Annotated in this window: 14 protein-coding genes; 12 read left to right on the top strand and 2 right to left on the bottom strand. The window is 53.6% G+C overall.

Translation table 11 applies throughout. The features are described from left to right. Positions 1-72: 72 nt before the first annotated feature. The 3 genes from ACFQI7_RS14870 to ACFQI7_RS14860 are packed head-to-tail and all read left to right on the top strand — an operon-like array spanning position 73 to position 2,537. Positions 73-240: a hypothetical protein gene (locus ACFQI7_RS14870; protein WP_218097700.1), complete on the top strand. Its 168-nt coding sequence runs from the start codon at positions 73-75 to the stop codon at positions 238-240. Further along, positions 240-1,604: an ABC transporter substrate-binding protein gene (locus ACFQI7_RS14865; RefSeq protein ID WP_230414724.1), complete on the top strand. Its 1,365-nt coding sequence runs from the start codon at positions 240-242 to the stop codon at positions 1,602-1,604. The genes ACFQI7_RS14870 and ACFQI7_RS14865 overlap by 1 nt, the downstream gene beginning before the upstream one ends. A 21-nt stretch (positions 1,605-1,625) precedes the next feature. Further along, positions 1,626-2,537 carry a family 43 glycosylhydrolase gene (locus ACFQI7_RS14860; RefSeq protein WP_218097698.1) on the top strand — a complete coding sequence of 304 codons (912 nt, stop codon included), beginning with the start codon at positions 1,626-1,628 and terminating at the stop codon, positions 2,535-2,537. Between the two features lie 43 nt (positions 2,538-2,580). Here ACFQI7_RS14860 and ACFQI7_RS14855 read toward each other — a convergent pair whose 3' ends face one another. Beyond that, on the bottom strand, positions 2,581-3,483 hold the full coding sequence (locus tag ACFQI7_RS14855) for an ArsR/SmtB family transcription factor (protein WP_218097697.1): 903 nt from the start codon (positions 3,481-3,483) through the stop codon (positions 2,581-2,583). Positions 3,484-4,105: 622 nt separating this feature from the next. On the opposite strand from ACFQI7_RS14855, the gene ACFQI7_RS14850 reads away from it, so the two are divergent. The 5 genes from ACFQI7_RS14850 (at position 4,106) to ACFQI7_RS14830 (ending at position 13,295) form a co-directional block, all read left to right on the top strand. Then, positions 4,106-4,765 carry a rhamnogalacturonan acetylesterase gene (locus ACFQI7_RS14850; RefSeq protein WP_218097696.1) on the top strand — a complete coding sequence of 220 codons (660 nt, stop codon included), beginning with the start codon at positions 4,106-4,108 and terminating at the stop codon, positions 4,763-4,765. A gap of 111 nt (positions 4,766-4,876) precedes the next feature. Next, entirely contained in the window at positions 4,877-7,288 is a 2,412-nt protein-coding gene (locus tag ACFQI7_RS14845) for a glycosyl hydrolase family 95 catalytic domain-containing protein (RefSeq protein WP_218097695.1), read from the top strand. Between the two features lie 119 nt (positions 7,289-7,407). Further along, complete coding sequence (locus ACFQI7_RS14840) at positions 7,408-9,864, top strand: glycosylhydrolase-like jelly roll fold domain-containing protein (protein ID WP_218097694.1); 2,457 nt, start codon at positions 7,408-7,410, stop codon at positions 9,862-9,864. A 19-nt stretch (positions 9,865-9,883) separates the two neighbouring features. After that, complete coding sequence (locus tag ACFQI7_RS14835; protein WP_218097693.1) at positions 9,884-11,203, top strand: ABC transporter substrate-binding protein; 1,320 nt, start codon at positions 9,884-9,886, stop codon at positions 11,201-11,203. 28 nt (positions 11,204-11,231) lie between these two features. After that, positions 11,232-13,295 carry a glycoside hydrolase family 65 gene (locus ACFQI7_RS14830; protein ID WP_230414672.1) on the top strand — a complete coding sequence of 688 codons (2,064 nt, stop codon included), beginning with the start codon at positions 11,232-11,234 and terminating at the stop codon, positions 13,293-13,295. Between the two features lie 68 nt (positions 13,296-13,363). Here the strand turns inward: ACFQI7_RS14830 and ACFQI7_RS14825 are convergent, their stop codons facing one another. Continuing rightward, the gene (locus ACFQI7_RS14825) at positions 13,364-14,221 is read right to left on the bottom strand and encodes a helix-turn-helix transcriptional regulator (RefSeq protein ID WP_218097691.1); all 858 of its coding nucleotides are present in this window, start codon (positions 14,219-14,221) and stop codon (positions 13,364-13,366) included. Positions 14,222-14,428: 207 nt separating this feature from the next. On the opposite strand from ACFQI7_RS14825, the gene ACFQI7_RS14820 reads away from it, so the two are divergent. The 4 genes from ACFQI7_RS14820 (at position 14,429) to ACFQI7_RS14805 (ending at position 22,643) form a co-directional block, all read left to right on the top strand. After that, positions 14,429-15,718: an ABC transporter substrate-binding protein gene (locus tag ACFQI7_RS14820; RefSeq protein ID WP_218097690.1), complete on the top strand. Its 1,290-nt coding sequence runs from the start codon at positions 14,429-14,431 to the stop codon at positions 15,716-15,718. Positions 15,719-15,738: 20 nt separating this feature from the next. Then, positions 15,739-16,626, top strand: coding sequence for a sugar phosphate isomerase/epimerase family protein (locus ACFQI7_RS14815; protein ID WP_218097689.1), 888 nt, complete (start codon positions 15,739-15,741; stop codon positions 16,624-16,626). Next, positions 16,623-17,459, top strand: a complete 837-nt coding sequence (locus ACFQI7_RS14810) for an HAD family hydrolase (protein ID WP_218097688.1) — start codon at positions 16,623-16,625, stop codon at positions 17,457-17,459. Before ACFQI7_RS14815 ends, ACFQI7_RS14810 begins: the two co-directional genes overlap by 4 nt. 486 nt (positions 17,460-17,945) lie before the next feature. Then, positions 17,946-22,643, top strand: coding sequence for a PQQ-binding-like beta-propeller repeat protein (locus ACFQI7_RS14805; RefSeq protein ID WP_218097687.1), 4,698 nt, complete (start codon positions 17,946-17,948; stop codon positions 22,641-22,643). The last annotated feature ends 127 nt before the right edge of the window (positions 22,644-22,770 follow it).

Below are 22,770 nucleotides of genomic sequence, written 5' to 3'. Positions count from 1 at the left end.
ATGGTATCAGTTGCCATTTCATGGAAATGATACCGTTCCGGAAAGCATTTAAAGCATTGGGAGAAATAATGCATGTGGGCCACGGACATTCCGCATAAAGTCCTCGAGCGCTTTGGAGAAGAATACCCGGTATTGAAAACGAAAAATGTGCAAGGCATATTCAAAAGCACGGCAAAAACACCTCATAAAGCCCATAAATATGACGATCTTGTTCGCAAACGAGAGGAGATGGAACCGTGATGAAACAGCGCATGGACGGATACACAGCCAATAATTCCGTGGCGGTTGGAGTGTATGGCAAGCTCCGGCTCAAACCTGGCATTTCGATTCTCGCGATAACCGTAGCATTGGGTTTGCTGCTCAGTTCTTGCTCCCGGACGGAGTCAGGGACCGACAAAGGAAGCACGGCGCAACCGACGGCTAAAAAACCGATCGAGCTCGTCATTTATCAAACAAACAGCGACTTTACGGAAGAACAGCTGATGGAGATTTACGGTAATAAAATCAAGGCGAGATTTCCCCACATTACGCCCAAATTTCTCATGCTCACCAAAGATAAAGGAACAGAGCTGCCCAATCTGATTGCGTCGGGACAAAGGATCGATATCATTTATACCTCCATTGGCGCAACGTATTCCAGCCTGATTGACAACCAGTATCAGTACGATATAACCCCATTGATCAAACAAAATAACTTCGACTTGAGCCGGATCGAGCCTTCGACCATCGACATTTTAAAGCAAATCGGCAATGGTCAACTCTACGGATTGCCGGTCGTGAATCAGTCGCTTACGCTATATTACAATAAAGATATTTTCGACAGATTTGGTATCGGCTATTTGAAAGACGGCATGTCTTGGGATGAAATATACGAGGTAGCCAAAAAGCTGACCCGGACGGAAGGCGGTGTCAAATATAAAGGGTTGATGTACTCTTTTGGCCATTTAGCCCGGCTAAATCCGTATGGTCAACCTTACATAGATCCGAAAACGATGAAACCGTTGTTTGACGGCGATAAGTTCAAGTCGATGATCACGACGCTTTCCCGCAATTACAGCATACCGGGCAATGACTCGAGCGGCAACGCAACGAATTTGTTCCGAAGCGACCGGACCTTGGCGATGTATGCGATGCTGACAGGGCATGGTTTGCTCTTACCTACGGATTTGAACTGGGACATTGTGTCGTTCCCTTATTTCAGCGACGCTAAAGACACGGGGCCGCAAAGCTACCCGAACTATTTCTATATAACAAAAGTGAACGAGCACAAACAGGATTCCTTTGAGGTGATTGCTTTTTTGACTTCAGACGAGATTCAGTCGCACCTATCGAAGAAAGGGTTCGAAACGGTATTGAAGAACCCCGACATTCGCAAAATGTACGGGCAAGACCTGGCGCATTATAAAAATAAAAACGTCTCGGCGCTATTCCCCCAAAAGTATGCGCCTTCCACATGGACAGAGTATAACGGTCTTGTCGAGAAAAGGCTGATCAGCGCTCACGACGCAGTCGCTAAAGGGGAGAAAGATGTGAATACCGCATTAAGAACTGCAGTTGAACAAGCCAACGCTGACATTGAGACTGCCATAAAATCCAAAAAATAGAAGGGAAGTTGGAGAGAAACGATGATGATGTATTTTGCTGATACGACCAAGGGACGGCCTTTTTCAAAAGATCCGGCTGTCGTCAAGTTTAAAGGTTCTTATTACATGTACTATTCCATAAATTCGCCGAAAGAAGGGAAAGCCGGCGGCATTTGGGGGATCGGCATCGCCATAAGCGATGACTTGACCCACTGGAGGGTAGCCGGGGAAATATACCGGGAACTCGAATACGAAGCCAACGGCTTCTGCGCACCCGGCGCGATCGTCAAAGACGGGCAAATTCATCTCTTTTATCAAACCTATGGCAACGGCGCTAAAGATGCGATATGCCACGCGGTTTCAGAAGATGGGCTGCATTTTTGCAGAAACGCTTCGAACCCGATCTTTTCCCCAACCGGGGAATGGAATAACGGAAGAGCGATCGATGCCGATGTGATCCGATATCATGATAAATATTATCTATACTTTGCAACACGGGATCCGAAAGGGGAAATTCAAATGCTGGGCGCTGCCTTTACGGAAGCAGACTCGGATTTTGGCAGGGACAGCTGGGTGCAGGCGTGTTCCGAACCCATATTAAGACCGGAACTCCCGTGGGAAGGAAAGTGCATAGAAGCGGCAGCCGTCTGTGTAAAGGATCAGAAGGTCTTCATGTTCTATGCAGGCAATTACAATAACATGCCGCAGCAGATCGGTTGTGCGGTTAGTAGGGACGGTATCCATTTTCGAAGGATTAGCGATTTTCCTTTTTTAACGAATGGTGAGCCTGGGGATTGGAATTCCAGCGAATCCGGCCATCCGTTTCTCTTCAAAGACGAAGATGACCGAACTTACTTATTTTATCAAGGAAATAACGATAATGGAAAAACATGGTATATATCAAAAGTAGAAATTGGTTGGCAACAAGGAAGGCCGTTTATTATTCGGAAATAAAAATCGACCCGCCAACTTCAGCGCAGAGAAAACGCCTAACATACTAGGCATAGGTCATCGTCACACGGATGTCCTGGTTGTAGTTTCCAAAATCTTTGCCAAAAATGTTGATCCCTCCACAGTTAACCGCGTCCTCATGCACGGCGATTTTTAAAAACAATTCCTTGCCGGGAGCGACATTCAAATCGTTAACTGTTACTTGCGACATGACGTCGCCGTCGATTACCGTCATCTGCTTATTGACAGTGATCGTCTTCAATTGGCCGTGCTGGGTGTTGTAGTAAGTCCACCACGGCGGATTATATATGCCCGGGGGACCTCCGAAATCTCCCGGGCATGTCCATGTGCCGAGACAAATATCGTTAATATAGAAGGTAATGTCGGACGGCCATTGTTCGTTATGACGATGGGCCTCGGAACATATTTCCAGAGAAACTTCCAAACTGCTCAGCGTTTGATCATTTTGCAGAAAATTAGGTATGCGGTATGTGACGTAGCCGGAACCGAACCAGATGATGCTAGCGTGAACATGCTCAGGATCGGCAAAATAACGCGGATCGTTGACATTCCCGATCTGTTTCGTACTAGAGGCTAACCCGCAAGTCGGTTTCACCTCATAAGATATATACTGACCGACTGGGATCGACGCAGCGATTTCGTTGGGACCCCGACCCTTGTCTCTGAAATGCAGATGCACTTGATCCAGCAATAAGGAGCACACTTTTTGCGTGCCTCTTCTGGCGTTCAGGCTCTTGCTGGAAATGATTCCAGCCTGTTCCAGCAACTGAGCGTGCTTGGTGACGATCGCCGAAGAAATGCCCAGCTTCTCGGCAAGCTCTTTGATGTTCATCGGCTGTTCATTCAACAGCTCGATCATTTTAATACGAGTCTCCGAAGATAACGCCTCGAAAAATCGAATGTTTTTGCTGGAAACTTCAATATTCATTGTACCCTCCAATTGCGGTTTAATATAAGTATATAACTAATAAGTTAACCGTACAACCGAAACGAGAATCAAACGATGGATGCGATTTTCATATGGGTCGACGACACGATTTAATTATGGTGGCCAGGCAGTCCGTAGATAATATCACCGTGGTAAATCGTCTGGATGACGAGGATTATGCTTTGTACGATCAACTATAAGGCGAGAACGAGCTGATTTTGAAAGCTGGCTTGTTCGCAGTGTTCTTTCCCGATGATCTGCATCAAATGGTAGCCGGAGCGTATCCTGCAGAATGTGGCATGCTTCCGTCAATTTAGCGCCCTTGAGAAACGTATCTGCGGAGGGACGGTACGGCTCAGCACCGGACGCGGATATGTTTCTTCCGAGAAAGTACCATCAGGATATTCTTTCCGGTTCGTATCCGGGCGGCGGTCGTCTTATTTAGTTTCAAATATTAATATGCGTTCAAAATGTTACGATTGATCAGGTATGTCGCAAAAGCTTACTGTTAAAGGGGAACATAAAAGAAATTAGCCGGTGCAAAAAGCACCAATCGGATCATTTCTCCGGGCACGTAACGGGTTCGGATATAAAATCCGGGGACAGAGGGGGCACTGAGACTATGGCGGATCGTAACCCTACGACCTTATATATCGCCGGCGATTCCACGGTCCAAACATATGGCGCCGACCGGGCGCCGCAAGCGGGGTGGGGGCAGTTCATCGCGGAATATTTCACGGATGACCTGCGATTTGTAAACCGTGCGATCGGGGGGAGAAGTTCAAGGACGTTCATCGAGGAAGGACGCCTCGAGGCGATTTTGAACGAAATCAAAGAAAACGATTATTTGCTCGTACAGATGGGGCATAACGACTCGACGGTCAGCAAACCGGAACGGTATACCGAGCCGTATGGGGCGTACAAGCAGTACTTGAAGATGTACATCGAAGGGGCGCGTCTAAGAAAATCGAACCCGATCCTGTTCACCCCGGTAGGAAGACTGCATTATGAGGATGGTGCATTCATCAACGATTTCCCGGACTATTGCCATGCGATGAAACAGGTAGCCGGGGAACTGGAAGTACCGATCGTCGATCTGATGGCGAGAAGTCTGGAGCAATATACGCAGCTCGGATACGAGAGAGCAACCAGACTGTTTATGATTTCTTCCAATGGAACCGATTGCACCCACATTACGGAAGAAGGCGCCAAGTGCATCGCAAACCTCGTAAGCCAAGGCATCCGCGAATTGAACCTGCCGATTTCGCGCTATGTGAAGTGAGCAGCGGATTGGACAAAAAGACAAATGCATCGAACTTTCTGCAAAGACAATATGTGCAGCGGGGGCTAAAATAGAGGGTGCAAGCAGTTCAGTCGAGGAGGACAGCATGGCATGGCATCCGGCAAAAATAGGCTCTATTTGAAATACCCCGCATCGTGGTGGGGAAATATGTGGCGGGAGGCGCTGCCTTCCGGCAACGGGACTGTCGGCGCTTCCGTCTTCGGAGCGGTCAAGGATGAATCCGTCATCATCAATCATGCGGATTTATGGCATGGGGGACAAAAGGACAGTCTGCCCGACGTAAGCGACTCGCTTCAAGAAACGAGAAAGCTGATGAACGAACGGAAATATGCGGAGGCCAGCTGGCACCTGACCAATGCACTTAAGGATAAAGGCTACAATACGCGATTGGCTTCCAGGCTGCCGCTAGCCGAGCTGATGCTGAACATGCCGTGCGGCAGCGCCTTTAAGCAGTACAAACGGTCGCTCAACATGGAGACGGGGGAAGTAAGCGTAACATGGAACGACGACGGGACCGTCTATGAAAGAAACTTGTTCGTCTCCCGGACGAACGATTGTATCGTATATGAAATCCACGGCAGCGGGGATTCCGTAGAAGGGCTGCTCCGACTCGGGTTTCGCAAGAGCGAAAATCCGAACATGGCAGTCAAGTGCAAGGAGCTGGAGGACACGGCAAGCAGCGTGGCGGAGGATCAGTACTTGTTCTTCGCTGCCAGGAACGACGACGGCACCGATTATGGCGCCGTGTTGAGGCTTCGTCCTCTTGGGGGGGCCATCCGCCCGCTGGACGGAGGGTTGCAATTCTCCGGTAGCAGCAAGGTGACGGCGCTGGTGAAAGTGTTCGTGAAAGGCGAGCGGGAGCGCGATTGGAACCGCCTGCGCAACGAGCTTGCCGCCATCGATCAACCGTACGAGCAGCTGCTGGAAGCGCACGTCCGTCTGCACGGACGGTTGTTTCATTCCGCATCGCTCGAACTTGGAGCCGACAACTGCGACCGCGAGCGTTCGAACGAAGAGCTGCTGCTGGATGCATACGACGGCGAAGCGCCGACCGCGCTCATCGAGAAGCTGTGGTCTTTCGGCCGGTATTTATTCATTTCCGGCACGGCGCCCAAGAGCAATCCGTTCGGCATGTACGGCTTGTGGGCCGGCGATTACCGGCTCGTCTGGTGCCATAACATGGCCAACGAGAACGTGCAAATGATGTACTGGCATGCGCCGGTCGGAGGGCTGGCCGAGCTGATGCCCGCGCTTGTCCGATACTACGACAGCATGATGGACGACTTCCGGGAGTGCGCCCGCAAGCTTTACGGATGCAGGGGAATATATATACCGGCCGGCTCCACGCCGGGCATCGGCGTACCGAATCAGATCGTCCCGGTTATCATGAACTGGACCGGAGCTGCCGGCTGGCTCGCCCGGCATTATTATGAATATTATTTGTTCACCGGGGATCGCGAGTTTCTGATCTTGAAGGTGCTGCCGTTCATGCGCGAGGTGGCGCTGTTCTACGAGGATTTCCTTGAGCTCGGGGAAGACGGTTTTTACAAATATTATCCTTCCGTTTCGCCGGAAAACACACCGGTCAATTTTATGCCGCCGAGCGGCGAACCGCTCGCGCATCCGATGCCTACGACGATCAATGCGACGATGGACATTGCGATTTTGAAAGAGCTGCTCACGCACTTGATCGAAGGCACTCTCATTGCCGGAGACGAATCCGGCGATGTGGAGAAATGGGAACGCATGCTGCGCCGTATTCCGCCGTATCAGATCAATGAGGACGGTGCGGTTAGGGAATGGATGCACCCGGATTTCGACGATCGTTACGATCACCGCCATCTGTCGCATATATACCCGATCTTCCCCGGACAGGAAGTGACGAGGGAAGAGAAGCCGGGGCTGTTCCAGGCGTTCGACACCGCCGTTCGCAAAAGGCTGATCGGGGCGCAAAGCGGCTGGTCGCTGGCCCATATGTCGGCCATTTATTCGCGGCTCGGCGACGGGGGATCGGCGCTCGATTGCCTGGATATCCTTGCGCGCTCGTGTTTGCTGAACAATTTGTTCACGCTGCATAATGACTGGCGCAATATGGGGATATGCATGAACCGGAAAGATGCGCCGATCCAGCTCGACGCGAGCATGGGCGTCATCAACGCCGTGCAGGAGATGCTGCTGTTCGTTTCCCCCCGTATCGTGAAGCTGCTCCCGGCCGTTCCGGCCAAATGGAAGCGCGGCAAGGCGGAAGGACTTCGCTATACGAACGGGCGGTTGTCTCTGTCATGGGACAGCGAAACGGGGATGTTTGAAGCGGTTATTCAAGCGGAGCGAGAGACGGATATCGTCGTTCGGCTGCCGGAATGGCTGGAACGCTATCAATTATCGGGAAGCGACGCGGAGTGGAGCAAGGCGCAGACCGGGCACAATGGCTATGCGGTTCGGCTGAAGCCGGGCGGAACGCTGCACATCCGCAGCGAGGCGTTGATCGGCACGTCGATCTAACATAAGTAACAGACGATCGATCCCCGTCTCCGGACGGGGATAAAATTCACATCATGCCGCTGCATCGCCGGCAGCGGCATTCCATGCAAACGGTTGCAAATAGTAGGAGCGTGACATACATGAGCGAATCTGCGTTGAAGCAGCAATTTTTGAATCCGTCCGACGAGTTTACCCCGATCCCGTTCTGGTTCTGGAACGATGCGCTGACGAAGGAAGAAATCGTGCGGCAGATCGGCGGTTTTGCCGAAAAAGGCGTAATGGGGTTTGTTATCCATCCGCGGATCGGGATTCCCGAATCGATTCCTTACTTATCGGATACGTACATGGATTTGGTCGAAGCGGCAGTCGAGGAAGCCGCAAGGCGCGGAATGACGGTCATTTTGTACGATGAAGCGATGTATCCGTCGGGGGCGGCCAAAGGTTTCGTCGTTCAGGGCAACCCCGAGTTTGCCAGCCGCGGCCTGAGAATGGCGGAATTCGCCGGTGCGGTGCCGGTCCGGCTGACCGATGTGCTCGAACCGGGAGAAGCGCTTGTCAGCGCGCTGGCCGTCAAGAAAGAAGGGAACCAATTAACGGACCCGGCAGCTACGGTTGCATTGAAGGCAACGGATGGGATCGTATCGCTGCATCAGCCCGATTCCGCCGATACGTGGTCGATCTTGTTGTTTATCGAGACGTATTCCAAAGGCACGATACGGGGCATTCATTTCGGCGAAGACGACGGAGAACCGAATGCGCCGGCGTCCGCCGACTTGCTCCATATCGAGGCGACCCGCAAATTTATTCGGTTGACGCACGAGCGGTATTACGAGCGTCTCGCGCGATACTTCGGCAGTACGATCATTGCGTTTTTCACCGACGAGCCGGATATGCTGGGGCGGAGGCACCGCAAAGGATTGCGGCCGTGGACATCCGGATTTCTGGAGCGTTTTGTCCGGGAGGGAAACCGTGAGCAAGATTTGCCGCTATTGTGGTTGGAAGCGGATTCATCGGAAGCCGTTCGCCGCGCGTACCGCAAAACGGTACAGCGGCAGCTGACGGAATCGTACTACAAACCGCTGAGCGATTGGTGTGCGGCACACGGCATCGCTTTGACGGGACACCCCGCGGCCAGCGACGACATCGGCCTGCTCGACTTGTTTCACATCCCGGGTCAGGACGTCGTGTGGCGGTGGGTCGCGCCGGAAGACCGCAAAGGTCTGGAAGGGCATCACAGCACGGCGGGTAAATGTTCGGCCGATGCGGCCAGGCACCGGGGAAGAAGGCGGAACATCAATGAGTTTCTCGGCGTATGCGGCAAAGGCGGAGGATGGGCGCTTACGGCGGGCGACATGAAGTGGTACACCGACTGGCTGCTTGTGCGTGGTGTCAATATGCTGTGCCCGCACGCGTTTTATTACTCGATCGACGGGCCTCGCCGTTGGGGGGAACGGCCGCCGGATGTCGGGCCGAACAATATTTGGTGGCCGCATTACGGCCTGTTTGCCCGGTATATGAAGCGAATGAGCTGGCTCATGACGGACAGCCGCAACGTGACGCGGATTGCCGTGCTGTGTAAGGATGACCGGCTTCCATGGCGGATCGCCGTGCCGCTGTACGAGCATCAGATCGAGTTCAATTATTTGGAGGAAAGCTTGCTCGTAAATTCTTGCACCCTGGATGACGGCCAAATACGGATTGCCATGCAAAGCTATACGGTGCTGCTAGTGGAAAATACGGACGAAGTGGACGCAGAAACCAAACTTGCCCTGCTGCGGTTTCGGGAGAACGGCGGTACGATTCTCAGCTTGACGGAGGAGAATTACGTGACAGCCGTATTACCGGATTATGAAGCGCTGCCGGCCGCTCTGGACCGTGCTGTCCCGCGGGACATCGTGCTGGAGCCGCCGTGCGCGGACATTCGGGTAAGCCATGTGGTAAAGGGCGGCGAACATTTCTATGTAGCCGTGAACGAAGGCGAAGCCCGTTATGAAGGGACGTTTACCGTTGCGGTAACGGGGCATACGGAGCGGTGGGACGCTTGGACGGGAGAAGCGGAACCGGTAAGAACGGAGCTGCAGGACGGGAAGCTGCGTATCCCCGGTCAACTGGAGCGAAGGCAAAGCGTCGTATTCCGTATCGATCCTGCGGCAGAGCCGGCCCGACTGACGGAATCGCGCGTACGAGTTTCACGCACAGCGACGATTCCGCTGGGAGATTGGCAAGTAGACGCCTCCGATTTCCCGGTCTTGCCGAAGGGAATCGGCTCTTGGACGGACGATCCGCAGCTCGCGCATGTATCGGGAACGGCGGCGTACCGATCCTCATTCCAGTTGAATGGCCTGGCCAGTGGCGCCGAGGTGAAGTTTGATCTCGGCGAAGTCCATGAAGTCGCCGAAGTATGGGTCAACGGGCATAACGCCGGCGTATGCATGTGGCATCCTTACACCATGAACATTACACCCTATGTGAATAACGGACAAAATAATATAACGGTACACGTAACCAACAGTTTGGCCTGCCGTTTCGACGGTAATAGCTTGCCATCCGGTCTCGTCGGGCCGGTTCACGTTATTATCAATTCCAATCGCGAATAAAAAATAAGGGGGAATTTCAATGCGCATTAACGGACGTATTCCATCTTTGGGCATCATTTTAAGCTTAGCGGTATTATCTGCCGCTTGTTCGACCACGGCGCCTGCGGCGAAAGGCGGCACAAACGCTGCTGACGGAGGCAAAGATTTGGAACCTGCCAATCTCGTTGTTTATTCGGGCAGCGGCGATTCGCCCGAAAGCTGGAATGAACGTTTCGGTAATCCGCTCAAGGAGAAATTCCCCCAGTACAACATCAAATACATTCAAAAGCAATCTAATCTCGGTATTAAGGAACTGCTCACGTCCGGGGAAACGATCGATATTTACTGGGACTCTATCGGCGGTTTCGCTTCGGCCGTACTGGATAACGGCTTGGAATTCGACATGACGGAGCTGATGAAGAAGTACAACGTCGATTTTTCCCGGATGGAAAAGACCGTAGCCGATTCCGTCAAGCAAATCAGCCCGGACAAAATATACGGCATCCCGGTGTTTAACAACAACATGGTGCTGTATTACAATAAAGATCTGTTCGATAAATTCGGCGTTCCTTATCCGAAAGACGGCATGACCTGGAACGAAGCGATTCAATTGGGTGAGAAGCTGACCCGTTCCGACGGCAAGCAGTACGTCGGCCTGTCGTCTTCACAGACGCACATGCTGCTGATGAATCAGTTGTCGATTCCGTTCATCGATCAGGCGAAAGGCACGCCAAACATATTCAGCAACGAAAAGTGGAGAGATTACTTTAATACCGTATTCGTCGGTCCGGCGAAGGCTCCGGGCTATAAAGAGTACATGAAAGCGCATAAGGACGCCATTCCTTACCGGAACGAGTTCCTGAAAGACAAAGATCTTGCGATGTTCGCATGGCTTTCATCCATTATCTTCGTGTTCCCGGAAGATTTCTCGGCGATGAACTGGGACGTCGTCTCGCTGCCCACCTTCGACAGTCTTCCGGGCGTAGGCTCGCAAGCGTACCCGACTTATTTCTCGGTCACTTCGATGTCCAAGCAGCGGGATCAGGCAATGAAGGTGATCCAGTACTTGATTTCCGACGAAATGCAGGAGAAGCTCAGCAAAAAAGGCGTCATGCCGGTATCGAATAGCGACGCGATCAAAAAAGTGTACGGACAAGAAAGCGCCTTCAAGGATAAAAATTTGAAAAGCGCCTTTTACAACAAATTCGCGCCGATTCCTTACAAATCGCAGTACGATAATCTACTGCTTACGCCGTACGCTAAAGCCGTGCCGCCGGTAATTTTGAACGGGGACTACAACACCACGTTCCGCAGCACGGAGGAGGATACGGCCAAGAAGCTGGCAGATGCGAAAAAATAACGAGGAATCGCTGACAGGAGGTACGACCGTGGCAATCGATCGCAAGGCGCTTGTTTCCAGACATAATCCGGTGGCGAGGGGCGTTCTGCCCTTGTCGCCGCTGGCCGTAGGCAACGGAGAGTTCGCATTTACCGCCGACATGACCGGGCTGCAAACGTTCCCGGAAGCGTATGAAGTTCCACTTGGGACACAGTCCCAATGGGGCTGGCACAGCAGCGGCGGGCGGAACGTCTGGAGTTTGAACGACGTGCGCATGCAGTACGCCGATGCGCTAACGGGCAATGGCGGCTATCCGGTTCACGCCGAAGACAGGGAGGAACCATACCATTGGCTCAGGCAAAATCCGCACCGGCTGCAGCTTGGGCAAATCGGATTCGTCTTCAAGGATGAATCTGGCGCGGCCATTTCGTCCGAAAGCATTGCGGATGCCGAGCAGACGCTCGATCTGTGGAGCGGCATACTCCACAGCCGCTACAACGTGATGGGACGCGAAGTGACCGTGCGCACGGCCATTCACCCGGATACGGACCAGCTTGCGGTTCAGGTAGAGAGTCAGCTGCTTGCGGAAGGGCGAATGGACATTTCCATCCGTTTCCCGGCTCCCGGCATGACCGACCGTTCCTGGGATAAGTCCATCGGCTTGAATTGGGGAGAGTCCGATACGCACGCCACCGTGCTCAAGCAAAACAGGGATCGCGACGCTGTTATCGACCGGTCGATGGACGAGGACGGTTACCGGGTTGCGCTGCAGTGGAGCCAAGGGATTCTCAGACAAACCGGACCGCATTCGCTGCAGCTCGAATGTCTTGGGGAGGCTGCAACGCTGTCATTCGTCGCTCATTTTGTCCCGGCAGGACATTCGCCGTCCATCGTGTCAGTTCAAGACACGCTTCAAGCGAGCCGGAACTATTGGGAGCGGTTCTGGATGAACGGCGGCGTCATTGAACTGGCAGACAGCCGGGATCCGCGGGCGCTAGAACTGGAGCGGCGCATCGTGCTCTCTCAATTTGTACTTGCTATCCACAGCGCAGGCTCGATTCCGCCTCAGGAAACCGGCCTGCTGTATAACAGCTGGTTCGGCAAGCCGCATCTGGAGATGCACTGGTGGCATGCGGTTCATTTTCCGCTGTGGGGGCGCGCCCCTTTGCTGAAGCGAAGCATGGGCTGGTATCGCGAAATATTGCCGATAGCCAGAGAGCTGGCGCGCTTTCAAGGCTACGTTGGCGCGCGATGGCCGAAAATGGTCGGGCCGGAAGGAAAGCAAAGTCCGTCTACGGTCGCGACGCTGCTCGTTTGGCAGCAGCCGCATCCGATTGCGATGGCGGAGCTGCTGTACTTGTCCGAGCCGACGCAGGAGACGCTGGAGCTATACGGCGACGTCGTGAGGGAGTCGGCGGATTTCATGGCTTCGTTCGCGCAGTGGGACGGGGAGCGGCAAAGATATGTACTTGGCCCCCCCGTCATACCGGCGCAAGAAAATCATAGAGCCGCGACGACCTGGAACCCTACCTACGAGCTCGAATATTGGCGTCATGCCCTCGAATTGGCCTGTCTGTGGGCGCAAAGGCAGGGGCAGCCCGCCAATCCGAAGTGGCGGGAAGTGATCGACCATTTGTCTGCGCTTCCGCAGCAGGATGGAGTCTACCTCGCTCACGAGAACGCGCCGGATACGTATACGGACAAAAATCACGACCATCCGTCCATGCTGGGGGCGTTCGGTATGCTTCCCGGAGTCATGGTCGACCCGGAAGTGATGAGAAATACGCTGCAAAAAGTGCTGGAGAGCTGGAGATGGGATACGACATGGGGTTGGGATTTTCCGATGGCGGCCATGACGGCGGCCAGACTCGGGGACGGCGCTCTGGCAATTGATCTGCTCCTCTACGAGACGCAAAAAAATACGTATTTGCCGAACGGGCACAATTATTTGAATCAACGTCTGAGCGCATACTTGCCGGGCAACGGCGGGCTGCTGATCGCGGTGGCGATGATGGCCGCGGGCTGGCAGAACGGCCCCGGCAGTCACGCACCCGGCTTTCCGAGCGACGGCTCATGGACGGTGCGTCATGAAGGGCTTCACGCCTGGCTTTAGTACTTCATCCAGCTTCAAAGGACGAGAATCGTATTCACCTTAAGGGTGAATGCGATTCTCGTCCTTTTTTATTGCTGCGCCGCCGCCGCTTGACGGAACCGGCTCGGAGAACAGCCGAACTGCCGCGTAAACGCCCTTGTAAACGGATACAAATCCATGAACCCGACAGACAACGCAATCTCCGTCACAGACAGCTTCGTCTGCCGGAGCAGCCGTCCGGCTTTTTCCATGCGCACGTTTTGCAAATAAGCGGCTGGGGGAAGCCCGACTTCTTCCGTGAACGTTTTGGAAAAATGGGTGCGGTGAATACCGACATACGTGGCGATATCGTTGACGTTAATTTTTTCCGCGTAGAACGAATGAATAAAATCAAGGCTTTTTTGCACCCAGTAGTCTTTCGCTTGCGCGTTCGTGCCGTCATGATTTTCCGGGATAAGCAGTCCGTAAATCCGGTACAGCAATCCGTTCAGGTGAGCGAGATGCTTCTTGCTCATCTGCTTCGGCGTCTGCACGATTTGCCGCAGCAGCAGCTCCATGTCCTGATCCAGTACGTGGTTCCGATACATTCGATCATGCGAAAAACCGGCCATCGCCATCAACTCCGCGGCTTGACTGCCGTTAAAGGCAAGCCATACCATTTTGAGCGGATCGGCACTTGGGTATAGCTTGTATGTGTACGACACATGCGGAAATTTACAGAACATATCGCCTTTGGACAAGACGACCCGGTGCTCGCCGTAGAAAAATTCCACCTGGCCCTCCCGGACGAAATGAAACGTATAATGTCCCGTTTGTCTCGGGCCCGAACAGTAGTTCGATTTTGCGATGTTATGCCCGAGATGGATGACGAACAGACCGCCTTTTTGATCGAAAGCATCCGGCGCATGCACCCATCTTTCGGCGTATTCGTGATGGAATTCCTGCATCTAGATTCGACCTCTTTCCCAGGGAGCTGTAAGGCTGGTTTGTCCGTGCTCGATAGTACGCTTATTATACATCATCTTCCATCGATCCGAGTATGGATCACCGTTCGCCCTACAAATGGATAAAAATGAACTACCTATTGTTATTCCTATTCCCGGTTTAACCATCAATAATGGAGTAGAAATGACAACATAAAGGGAGGTTATTCCATGGGCAAAAGGCTGCTTCGCTTCGCGGTTCTCGGTATGCTCGCTTTGTCGGCTGCATCCTTGACGGGCTGTACGTCAAATATGGAAAAATCGGGGAGAGACGGAAAGACGACGGACAAACAGGCGAATCCCGTGACGCTGAAGCTGTATCCGAACAATCCGATGTCCGAGGCCGATTTCAATTTGTTGATCGCGGAACCGGTGAAAAAGAAATACCCACATATCACGGTGCAAATGATGGACAAGAGCTCCATCACCTTCGAGAACCTCGTAGCGTCCGGCCAAGAACTCGATTTCATACTTATGTGGAACGGCAACGTCGGCGGGTATAAAGATTTGAATATCTTCGAGGATGTCGCTGCGCTAGCCAAGCAATACCCCCTTGATCTGGGCCGTTTTGACATGAAGACGATGAATACGATAAAAGAACTGTCCGACAAAGGCGAAATATTCGGACTGCCGTATAATATCCAGTTTTCCGCACTCTACTACAACAAGGACATTTTCGAGCGATTCGGAGTGCCTTATCCGAAAGACGGCATGACCTGGGACGATACGGTGGAGCTTACGCGCCGGTTATCCCGATTGGAGAACGGGGTGGAATACAGCGGACTGGACATCGATACGTTGTCGAGATTAACGTATCCGCTTTCATTGATTCCGGTCGACGCGAAAACGAACAAAGCAACGGTCGATAACGCCAAGTATAAACAAGCTTTCGAACTGGGCAAGCAGCTGTATTCCATTCCGAACAATCCAATGAAATTAAGCATCAGCCGGTTTAAGAAAGACAAGACGCTGGCGATGATCGCCACCGTCAATATTTTGGACCAGCTCAATCAGGCGAAAGAACTAAACTGGGATATGGCTCAATATCCTAGTTATAAGGAAACGCCGAATACGTACGGCATGTACGACCTGCATCTGCTCATGGTGAGCAAAACGAGCAAGCATAAAGAAGAAGCGATGAAAGTAATGGAGGTGTTTTTCTCGGACGAGATTCAGACGCTTAGCACAAGCGCGACGGGACGCATCTCGGCACTAACCAATCCGGCGGTTAACAAAGCCTTTGGAACGAAAATGGATATTTTGAAGGGGAAAAACGTCGCGAGCTTGTTCAAGAGTACGCCGGCTTATGCGCCTCCGTTCTCGATCTATCATTCGAAGGGCAATGAAGTTCTGAAAAAAATGTTCACGGATTATGTCGCCGATAAAATGGATGTCAACACGGCGCTGAGAAGCTCCGAAGAAGAGATCAACAAATATATAAGCTCACAAGCCAAAAAGTAGCCATAGAAGGGATGATGATCATGAAAGTTTCGACTTCGTTGAATGTGTTTTTGCCGGACTATCCGATCGACCGGGCGATGCAGCGGTGCCGGGATGCGGGCTTTACAACGCTTGATTTCAACTATTGGGATTACCAGAAGTACGTGCACGGCTTGACGTGGGAAGAAGAAGAGGCTTGGGCGCAGCGCATCCGCTCATTGGCCGATGCACTCGGCTTGCAGTTTACGCAAATGCACGGTCCGGTTCACGGACGCAGCTTCTCCGACATGGTGCTTCATTTAAATGTAGAATCGTTCCTGTCGATGGCGGAAAGGTCGCTGCAAACGGCGGCGATCCTGAGCATCCCGTGGGTTGTGTTTCACCCGAGCTCGATAACCGGGAACGGGGAGCCGTACAAGGAGCTGCTGGAGTACAACGTCCGCTTTTATGAGCGTCTTCTTCCTGCGGCGGAACGCACCGGCGTCGGCATCGCCCTGGAAAACATGTACGACCGGACGCAGGCCCAGCCTCTCGCGCGCAGGCGCGCTTATTGCGCGATGCCGGATGAACTGATCGAGCTGATCGATACGCTGAATCACCCGCTGGTAGGCGCGTGTTGGGATACCGGTCACGCTCATGAACAGAGCCTCAGTCAGGCGCGAATCCGGGAGCTGGGCAGCCGGCTAAAGGCCACCCACATTAACGATAACGACGGCATCAGGGATCAGCACTTGCTCCCGTTTAGCGGCACCATCGATTGGGCTGCAGTGACGGAAGCGCTGAGAGACATACGATATGCGGGCGATTTCACGTATGAAGCGCACAGCTCGATACGGGTGCTGCCCGACGGGCTGCGCGACGCGGGACTGCGCTATGCGGCGGAGCTCGGGAACTATCTCGCCAGCGGTCAAGGAGGGGAGCAAACGTGAAGCTCAGCTTGGTTGCCGTCGATCTGGACGGCACGCTGCTTGGAGGCACCTCGGGGAGGTACGGCTTTTTGCCGGCCGGCGTAGAGGCGCTGCGCCTCGCTGCCCGTCAACAAGCGATCGTTGCCATTGCTACGGGGCGGGATTTGCCGTTCATCCTGGAGCTGCTTGAACGCGAAAAGGTTAACCCTGTGGTGGAGAGCTGGCCTCAAGTCATCGTCTCCGAGGAGCGCTGCATTCATTATTTGAACGATGGCATGGTTTATGTGCCGGATGCAGAGTGGAACGATAAGATACTCCAGGCTGAGCGCTCGCGCTTTGACGCTATCCTTCAAGGAGTGAACGAGCTGCTTGCCGGCGAATTGGCTGCAATCGATCCGAGTGCGTCCCGGGTTATGGGTGAAGTAGAGCAGCGCAGAGGCTTCGTGGAAATCCGTTTCGGCAGCGCCGATGCGGCAAGGAGCAGTGAAGCGGTGCTGTCGGCATGGCTTCGCAGCCATAAACTGCCGTATACGGCGGTGCGCAACGTGGCCGGCATTGCGATCCGCCACGCTTCCGCCGGCAAAGGCCCGGTGCTGCTGGAAGTGTGCCGAAAGCTCGGCATCGCTCCGCCCGAGCTGCTGGCCATCGGGGACAGCTGCAACGACTTGTCGATGCTCGACGGACGCTTGGGCTTTGCCGCAGCCGTGCCGGGCAATGCCGAGTCAGAGGTGAAAGCGGCGGTTCAAGCCATCGGCGGTTACATCGCAAACGGACGATTTGGTGAAGGCGTTGCGGAGGCGGTTAATCGGGCATTGACCGATCCTCCTTTCGCAGCGGGCGGAAAAGCGGGCTAAGCTGGAAATGCAGCGCAGCCGGGCAATCGGTAAGGTGATATTGTAAACTGTGCGACTGACATGGCGCTCAGTGTGTGCCGGAAACGAAGCTGTCTTCGAGCTATAAGCGACGCATACGCTTCAGGAATGAAACAAAGGGAATAAAGTCCGCATTGCGCAAGTAGCGCAAGCGGACTTTATTTTTTTTTCACAATTCCCGGCTGGGTGCGTGTCTATTAATTGACGGGAAGTGGCGCACCGATTGACAACCCGTCAACCTCTTTTCTAGAATTGGGTTATACATCCAACAACTGGAGACATGTTGCGATCCTGTATTTCGAATTGAAGTACGGGAGGGTTCGGCACGCTCATAGATGTCTGACTATTTCGACAATTTATCCTATGATGCGCTAATCGTCGCACATGATAAACGGAGGTGAGGGAAGCAGATCAAGCTGCCGGGCATGCGCTGCTTGCATAATAAAAACCAAGAGAGAGGGAATGTTTGTGAGCCGGTCAACCCAAAGGAATAGAAAAAGCTCCTTATCCGTATCGATGGTCCATCTCCTGATTGCGTTAATGGTTGCGTTATCGACGGTCATTACGCCTTCTATCCAACGTGCCGAAGCGGCTCCGGGCGATTTGTTTTTCGATTTCGAATCGTTCGCCCTCGGTCCGTTAAACGGACAGTTCGGATGGACGAATGCGAGCCCGGAAGTTACCGTGACGGATCAAGTGTATGCGGTGAGCGGAAGCAAAGCCGTCAAAGTGGTAGACAATGACAAGACGAAGGCGATGGGCGCACGGCTGCCGTTTCAACCCATGGAAACCGGCAGCGTCGAATGGTGGGCGAAGGCTGACACAGCCGACAGGTTCGTCATGCTGCTGGAAAGTACGGGGACAGCCGGAACGAAGCCGGTGGAATGGATTGGTCTCCTCGCGAACGGCACGTTCGAATATTATGACGGTGCGACGCGGCTTATTTCCAGCGAAACGTACGAAACCGGGAAATGGTATCGTTTTCGCGTCGATTTCAATGCCGCCACACACAAAAAAACGATTTATGTATTTGACGGAAGCAATCTGCTCCTGTGGAAAAAAGATACCGCGTTCCGTGATGAGACCGCAACGAACGTGAATCTGTTCCGCATAGCGACAATCAGTACGAGTACCGGGACGTTTTATATGGACAATGTGCGTATTCGCAGCGGTCTTGGTCTGCCGACGAGTCCGCTGCAAAGTTTGCAAATGGTACCGGATTCCATCAATGTGCAGGAAGGCAAGACAGGGCAGGTGCATCTGCTTGGCAGCTATGCGGACGGCGATATTCGGCTGTTGGAAGAACAGGCGGCCTACGTCGCCCAAGATCCGTCTGTCGCTTCCGTCGTCAAAGGAATCGTGACGGGGCTGGCTTCCGGAACGACCGTCGTAAACGCAACGTACGGCGCAATGCAAGCCTCTTTGGAAGTTAATGTATTCGGGGCGAACGAAGTGCCGCCCTACAAAAACCTTCACCCCCGAACGCTGCAAAAGACGACAAGCATGAACGATGTGCGCATTGTCGCGCCTACTGAAAACGGATGGAGCGCATTGGGACAGTCTATTGCGACCAAGCTGCGGCAAAAGTGGAACATCGAGGCTCAAGTCGTCGCCCCGGATGCCGGCAAGTTCAGCGAAGGCTGGAGCGGAAACACGCTCATTCTCGGCAACCTCGGCAACAACCGGCAAATGGCCCGCTTGTATGGGCTGCGTATGTCGTATGCGGATGCGGTTTATCCGGGACAAGGCGGCTACCAGTTGCAGACCGCCATTGACCCATTCGGGCTCGGCGGCAATACGATCGTTCTCGGGGCCAGCGATTTGACCGGAGCGAACGAAGGAACGAACCGGCTGCTGCAGCTCATCGATCAGCAGACGGCAGTGGAGCTCCCGTGGGTTGCCGAAGTGAAACTGGCTCCGCAGACCGAGACGTACATGCAGTATGACGGCCATCCGACGGAGGCTCAGCTTCGAACGGCTCTTGCGAATGCCGATAAGTGGATTGCAGCATTGAAACCGACAACGAATAATGAGACGGACGCGACAGCGCTGCAATATTTGTTTTCACGCATCAAAATTTTCGGCGAAAACTACCAGCTCACCGGCCATCCCGCCTTTGGTGAAATATACCGGAAGCTGCTTAAAGGGTATTCCGACTTTGCTAACCGTTATCCGGTGCAAGCGATGTGGCAGTTGAACGAGCCGGGCAACATGTGGACGGACGGCGATACGCTGATTCAGAACTGGGCGGTGATGGAGGCGTCGCCGATTTTTACAGCGCTCGACCGGAAGCAGATCACATCCGCACTGTATTTGACGTACGAGGCGAACGCGAAAGACCGATATTTGGCGGTAGCGAAGCCGTCGGCTCCGCGATGGAACCATGAGATTTTCCCGGCGTTGTCTCTTATTGCAGGGAGCGATTTCTTTGGAAAATACTATCACTTGCCTGAAACGGTTCCGTGGAAACAGCTTGGGGACCGGATATTTACGGGCAATACGTCCTACATCAGCCTGGACGAAGGGTCCGACTACTTGATGCACGTGCCGATGACGAATATCGACTACGCGATGGCTGTCGGCAATCTCGACTTCATCGCGCGCAGTCTCAGACCTAGCGCCGACCTGCATTCGATGATGATCGATAATTTGGGCACGATGTCGGGCGGCGGCGATACGTATCCGTTTGGAGCCAGCTCCGCGTATTCATGGGGCCACGCCCAGGTGATGAATGCAGCTTCTTGGTTTTACGGTGATCCGCTGTATTTATATTTGCTTGAACGGGCGAAAACGGGGCCGTTCCCCGGCCAGCGGATGAGCGACCTCGATTTTCCGATCCATCGCTACACGGCCGTAGGGGACAGCGCGGTAGGAGAGCTGCCTCCGGGGAACTACGCCAAGCTGCAGGCATACCCTGTGGAGCAGGGCGTGTACGACGATGTGCGGGACACGGAGCAAACGCCGCTTGAAGTCGATGTGGAAGATGCATTCCACAAAATGACGTTCCGCGAAGGCTACGGCCAGGATGACAGTTATTTGATCTTGGACGGCTTCTCCGCAGGCAAACATGGGCATCAGGACGGCAACGCGATTCTCAACTACAGCGCGAACGGTCGGCTGTTCTTGACGGACCGGGACTACATTGAGAACACGTCGGAGCATCATAGCGGGTTAGTTGTGGTCAAGGACGGCGAGCAGAAGAAGAAACCGCCTCTCGCGAAGCTGGAGTGGGCGGCGGATATCGAAGGGACCGGCTTGAGCCGCAGCACGGTACCGAATTATAACGGAACCGATTGGCAGCGCTCGATTGTAAGTCCGAACGGCAACTTTTACGTAATCTACGACGATATTTCATTCCGCGAGGGCGGCCGGTATTTGCTGAAAAACTTGTGGCAGTCGATGGGAGAAGCGAGCATCGCCAACGACGGCTTCGAAGTGGAACAGCAGGGCGTAACGATGGACTTGAAAAGTCTGGATGCGTCCGATCTTAGGCTGCAGGACCGATACGGGCATTTCGTCAAGTATTGGAAAACGGTCTATCCATATCCGTATGCCAATAAAGAAACGGTGCTCTCTGAAGTAGTCGAAGAGAAGCAGTATGGAGCTGGCGAGCGGCAGCAGTTTATTAACGTGCTGTCCAGTCGCAAGTCGGACGAATCGGCGGTGATAACGAGAAGATTGAACGAGACGACGCTGGAGATTAAGGATAAGTCGGCGAAATGGCTGGCCGTCCAATCTGCGCTGAACACGGACCATTTCAGCTCTAACGGCGCGTTCCATCTGATTGGGGAAGGGCAGCTGCTGGCGGCCGAAGCGACGGACGTGCGAATCGGCAGCACGGCGCTGCATTTCGCGCAGCCTGTCATGTTCAAGCTTGATACGGCAACAGGGAAATGGGCGGCCTACGGCTTGCGCAAAGATAAAGTGCACTATGATGCGCAAGGACAGCCGGTCCGGGATGCGGCGCTCGACTCCGGTACGGTGACTTGGAGCAAGCAGATGCAGCAGCGTCTGGAACATGCGGTGTTCGACAGGGAAAACCCGACGCAATGGAAAAAGCCGCATCCGGATCAATCGGACCCGGACACAGATTGGCAGAAAGTGTTCGAATTCCAGGGCACTGTTACCGATTCGGCGAAAGGCGATTTGAACGGCGACGGCAAGGAAGAACTTGTATTGGCAGGCAGCAACGGCACGGTGACAGCCGTCACGCAAGATGGCGCGGCGTTGTGGTCATTTACAGCACAGGGAAGGGTTAACGAAGTGACGGTGCAGCAGCTTGCCGGCCAGACGACGGTATTTGTCGCGACGGAAAATTGGTATGTGCATGCGCTTGATGCGCAGGGGAACGAGAAATGGAAATACAAATTCCCGAGCGACACGGCGCACCGGGAGCAAAAAGGAAATCTCGTCGGCATAACAAACGTTCGGGTTGCTTATGTGAACGGAGCCGATCAGGAACCATGGGTTATGGTGGGCACGCAGTTCCGGTATATATACGGACTTGATCCGAGCGGCAACCTGAAATACGAGGATCTGCTCTATTATTACGGGATCGAAGATATGGAATTTGCCGATTTTGACGGCGACGGCAAAGAAGAAGGCATGTTCGGATTGGAATATGCATACTATGCCTATTGGAATGAAAAGGCGATCACGCGCAGCAGCGCCACCGGAGGGCCGGGCTGGAAAGTGGTCGAAGCGCTGAAATCGTGGAACGGGGACGAACCGCCGGCTGTCGCTTTCGGCACAAAACAGAATGAAGTCCGGCTCATTCAGTACAAAGGCAAGCTGCAGGAACGATGGGTGCGCAATGTCGGCGGCGAAGTGAACGATGTTCGCGCAGGAGATTTCAACGGTGACGGTGAAGTGGAGATTTTAGCCGGAACGGACGGATTCCAGTTTTATGCGCTGGCTCCCGACGGTACGGTCCGTTTCCGCACGACGCTGAATGATCGCGTACTTCAGGTGGACGGATGGAATCTCGGCGATCAGACCCGTTATCTCGCAGCTGCGGATAACGGCCTGTTGTATACGCTCGGCGACCAAGGGGCCGTTCAGTCTGCCATTCGTTTTTCGCAACGTATCGTCGACATGTCGTTAACGGACGGCGGCAGCAAGCCGTGGATCGTGCTGGAGAACGGAGAAGTGTACCGTTCCCGCTAACGTGTGTCGCATATGATTGAGCAGCAGCAGAGCGTCTCTCCCTGCATTTTCGCGGGCGGGAGACGCTTTTTTCTTTTCGATAAAAAAGATTTCACGGGTACCCCCCAATTATTGGTTAGTGCTCGAA

The organism is Paenibacillus allorhizosphaerae (assembly GCF_042659105.1).
Lineage (GTDB): Bacteria > Bacillota > Bacilli > Paenibacillales > NBRC-103111 > Paenibacillus_G > Paenibacillus_G allorhizosphaerae.
This window is presented reverse-complemented; position numbering and strand designations above follow the sequence as displayed.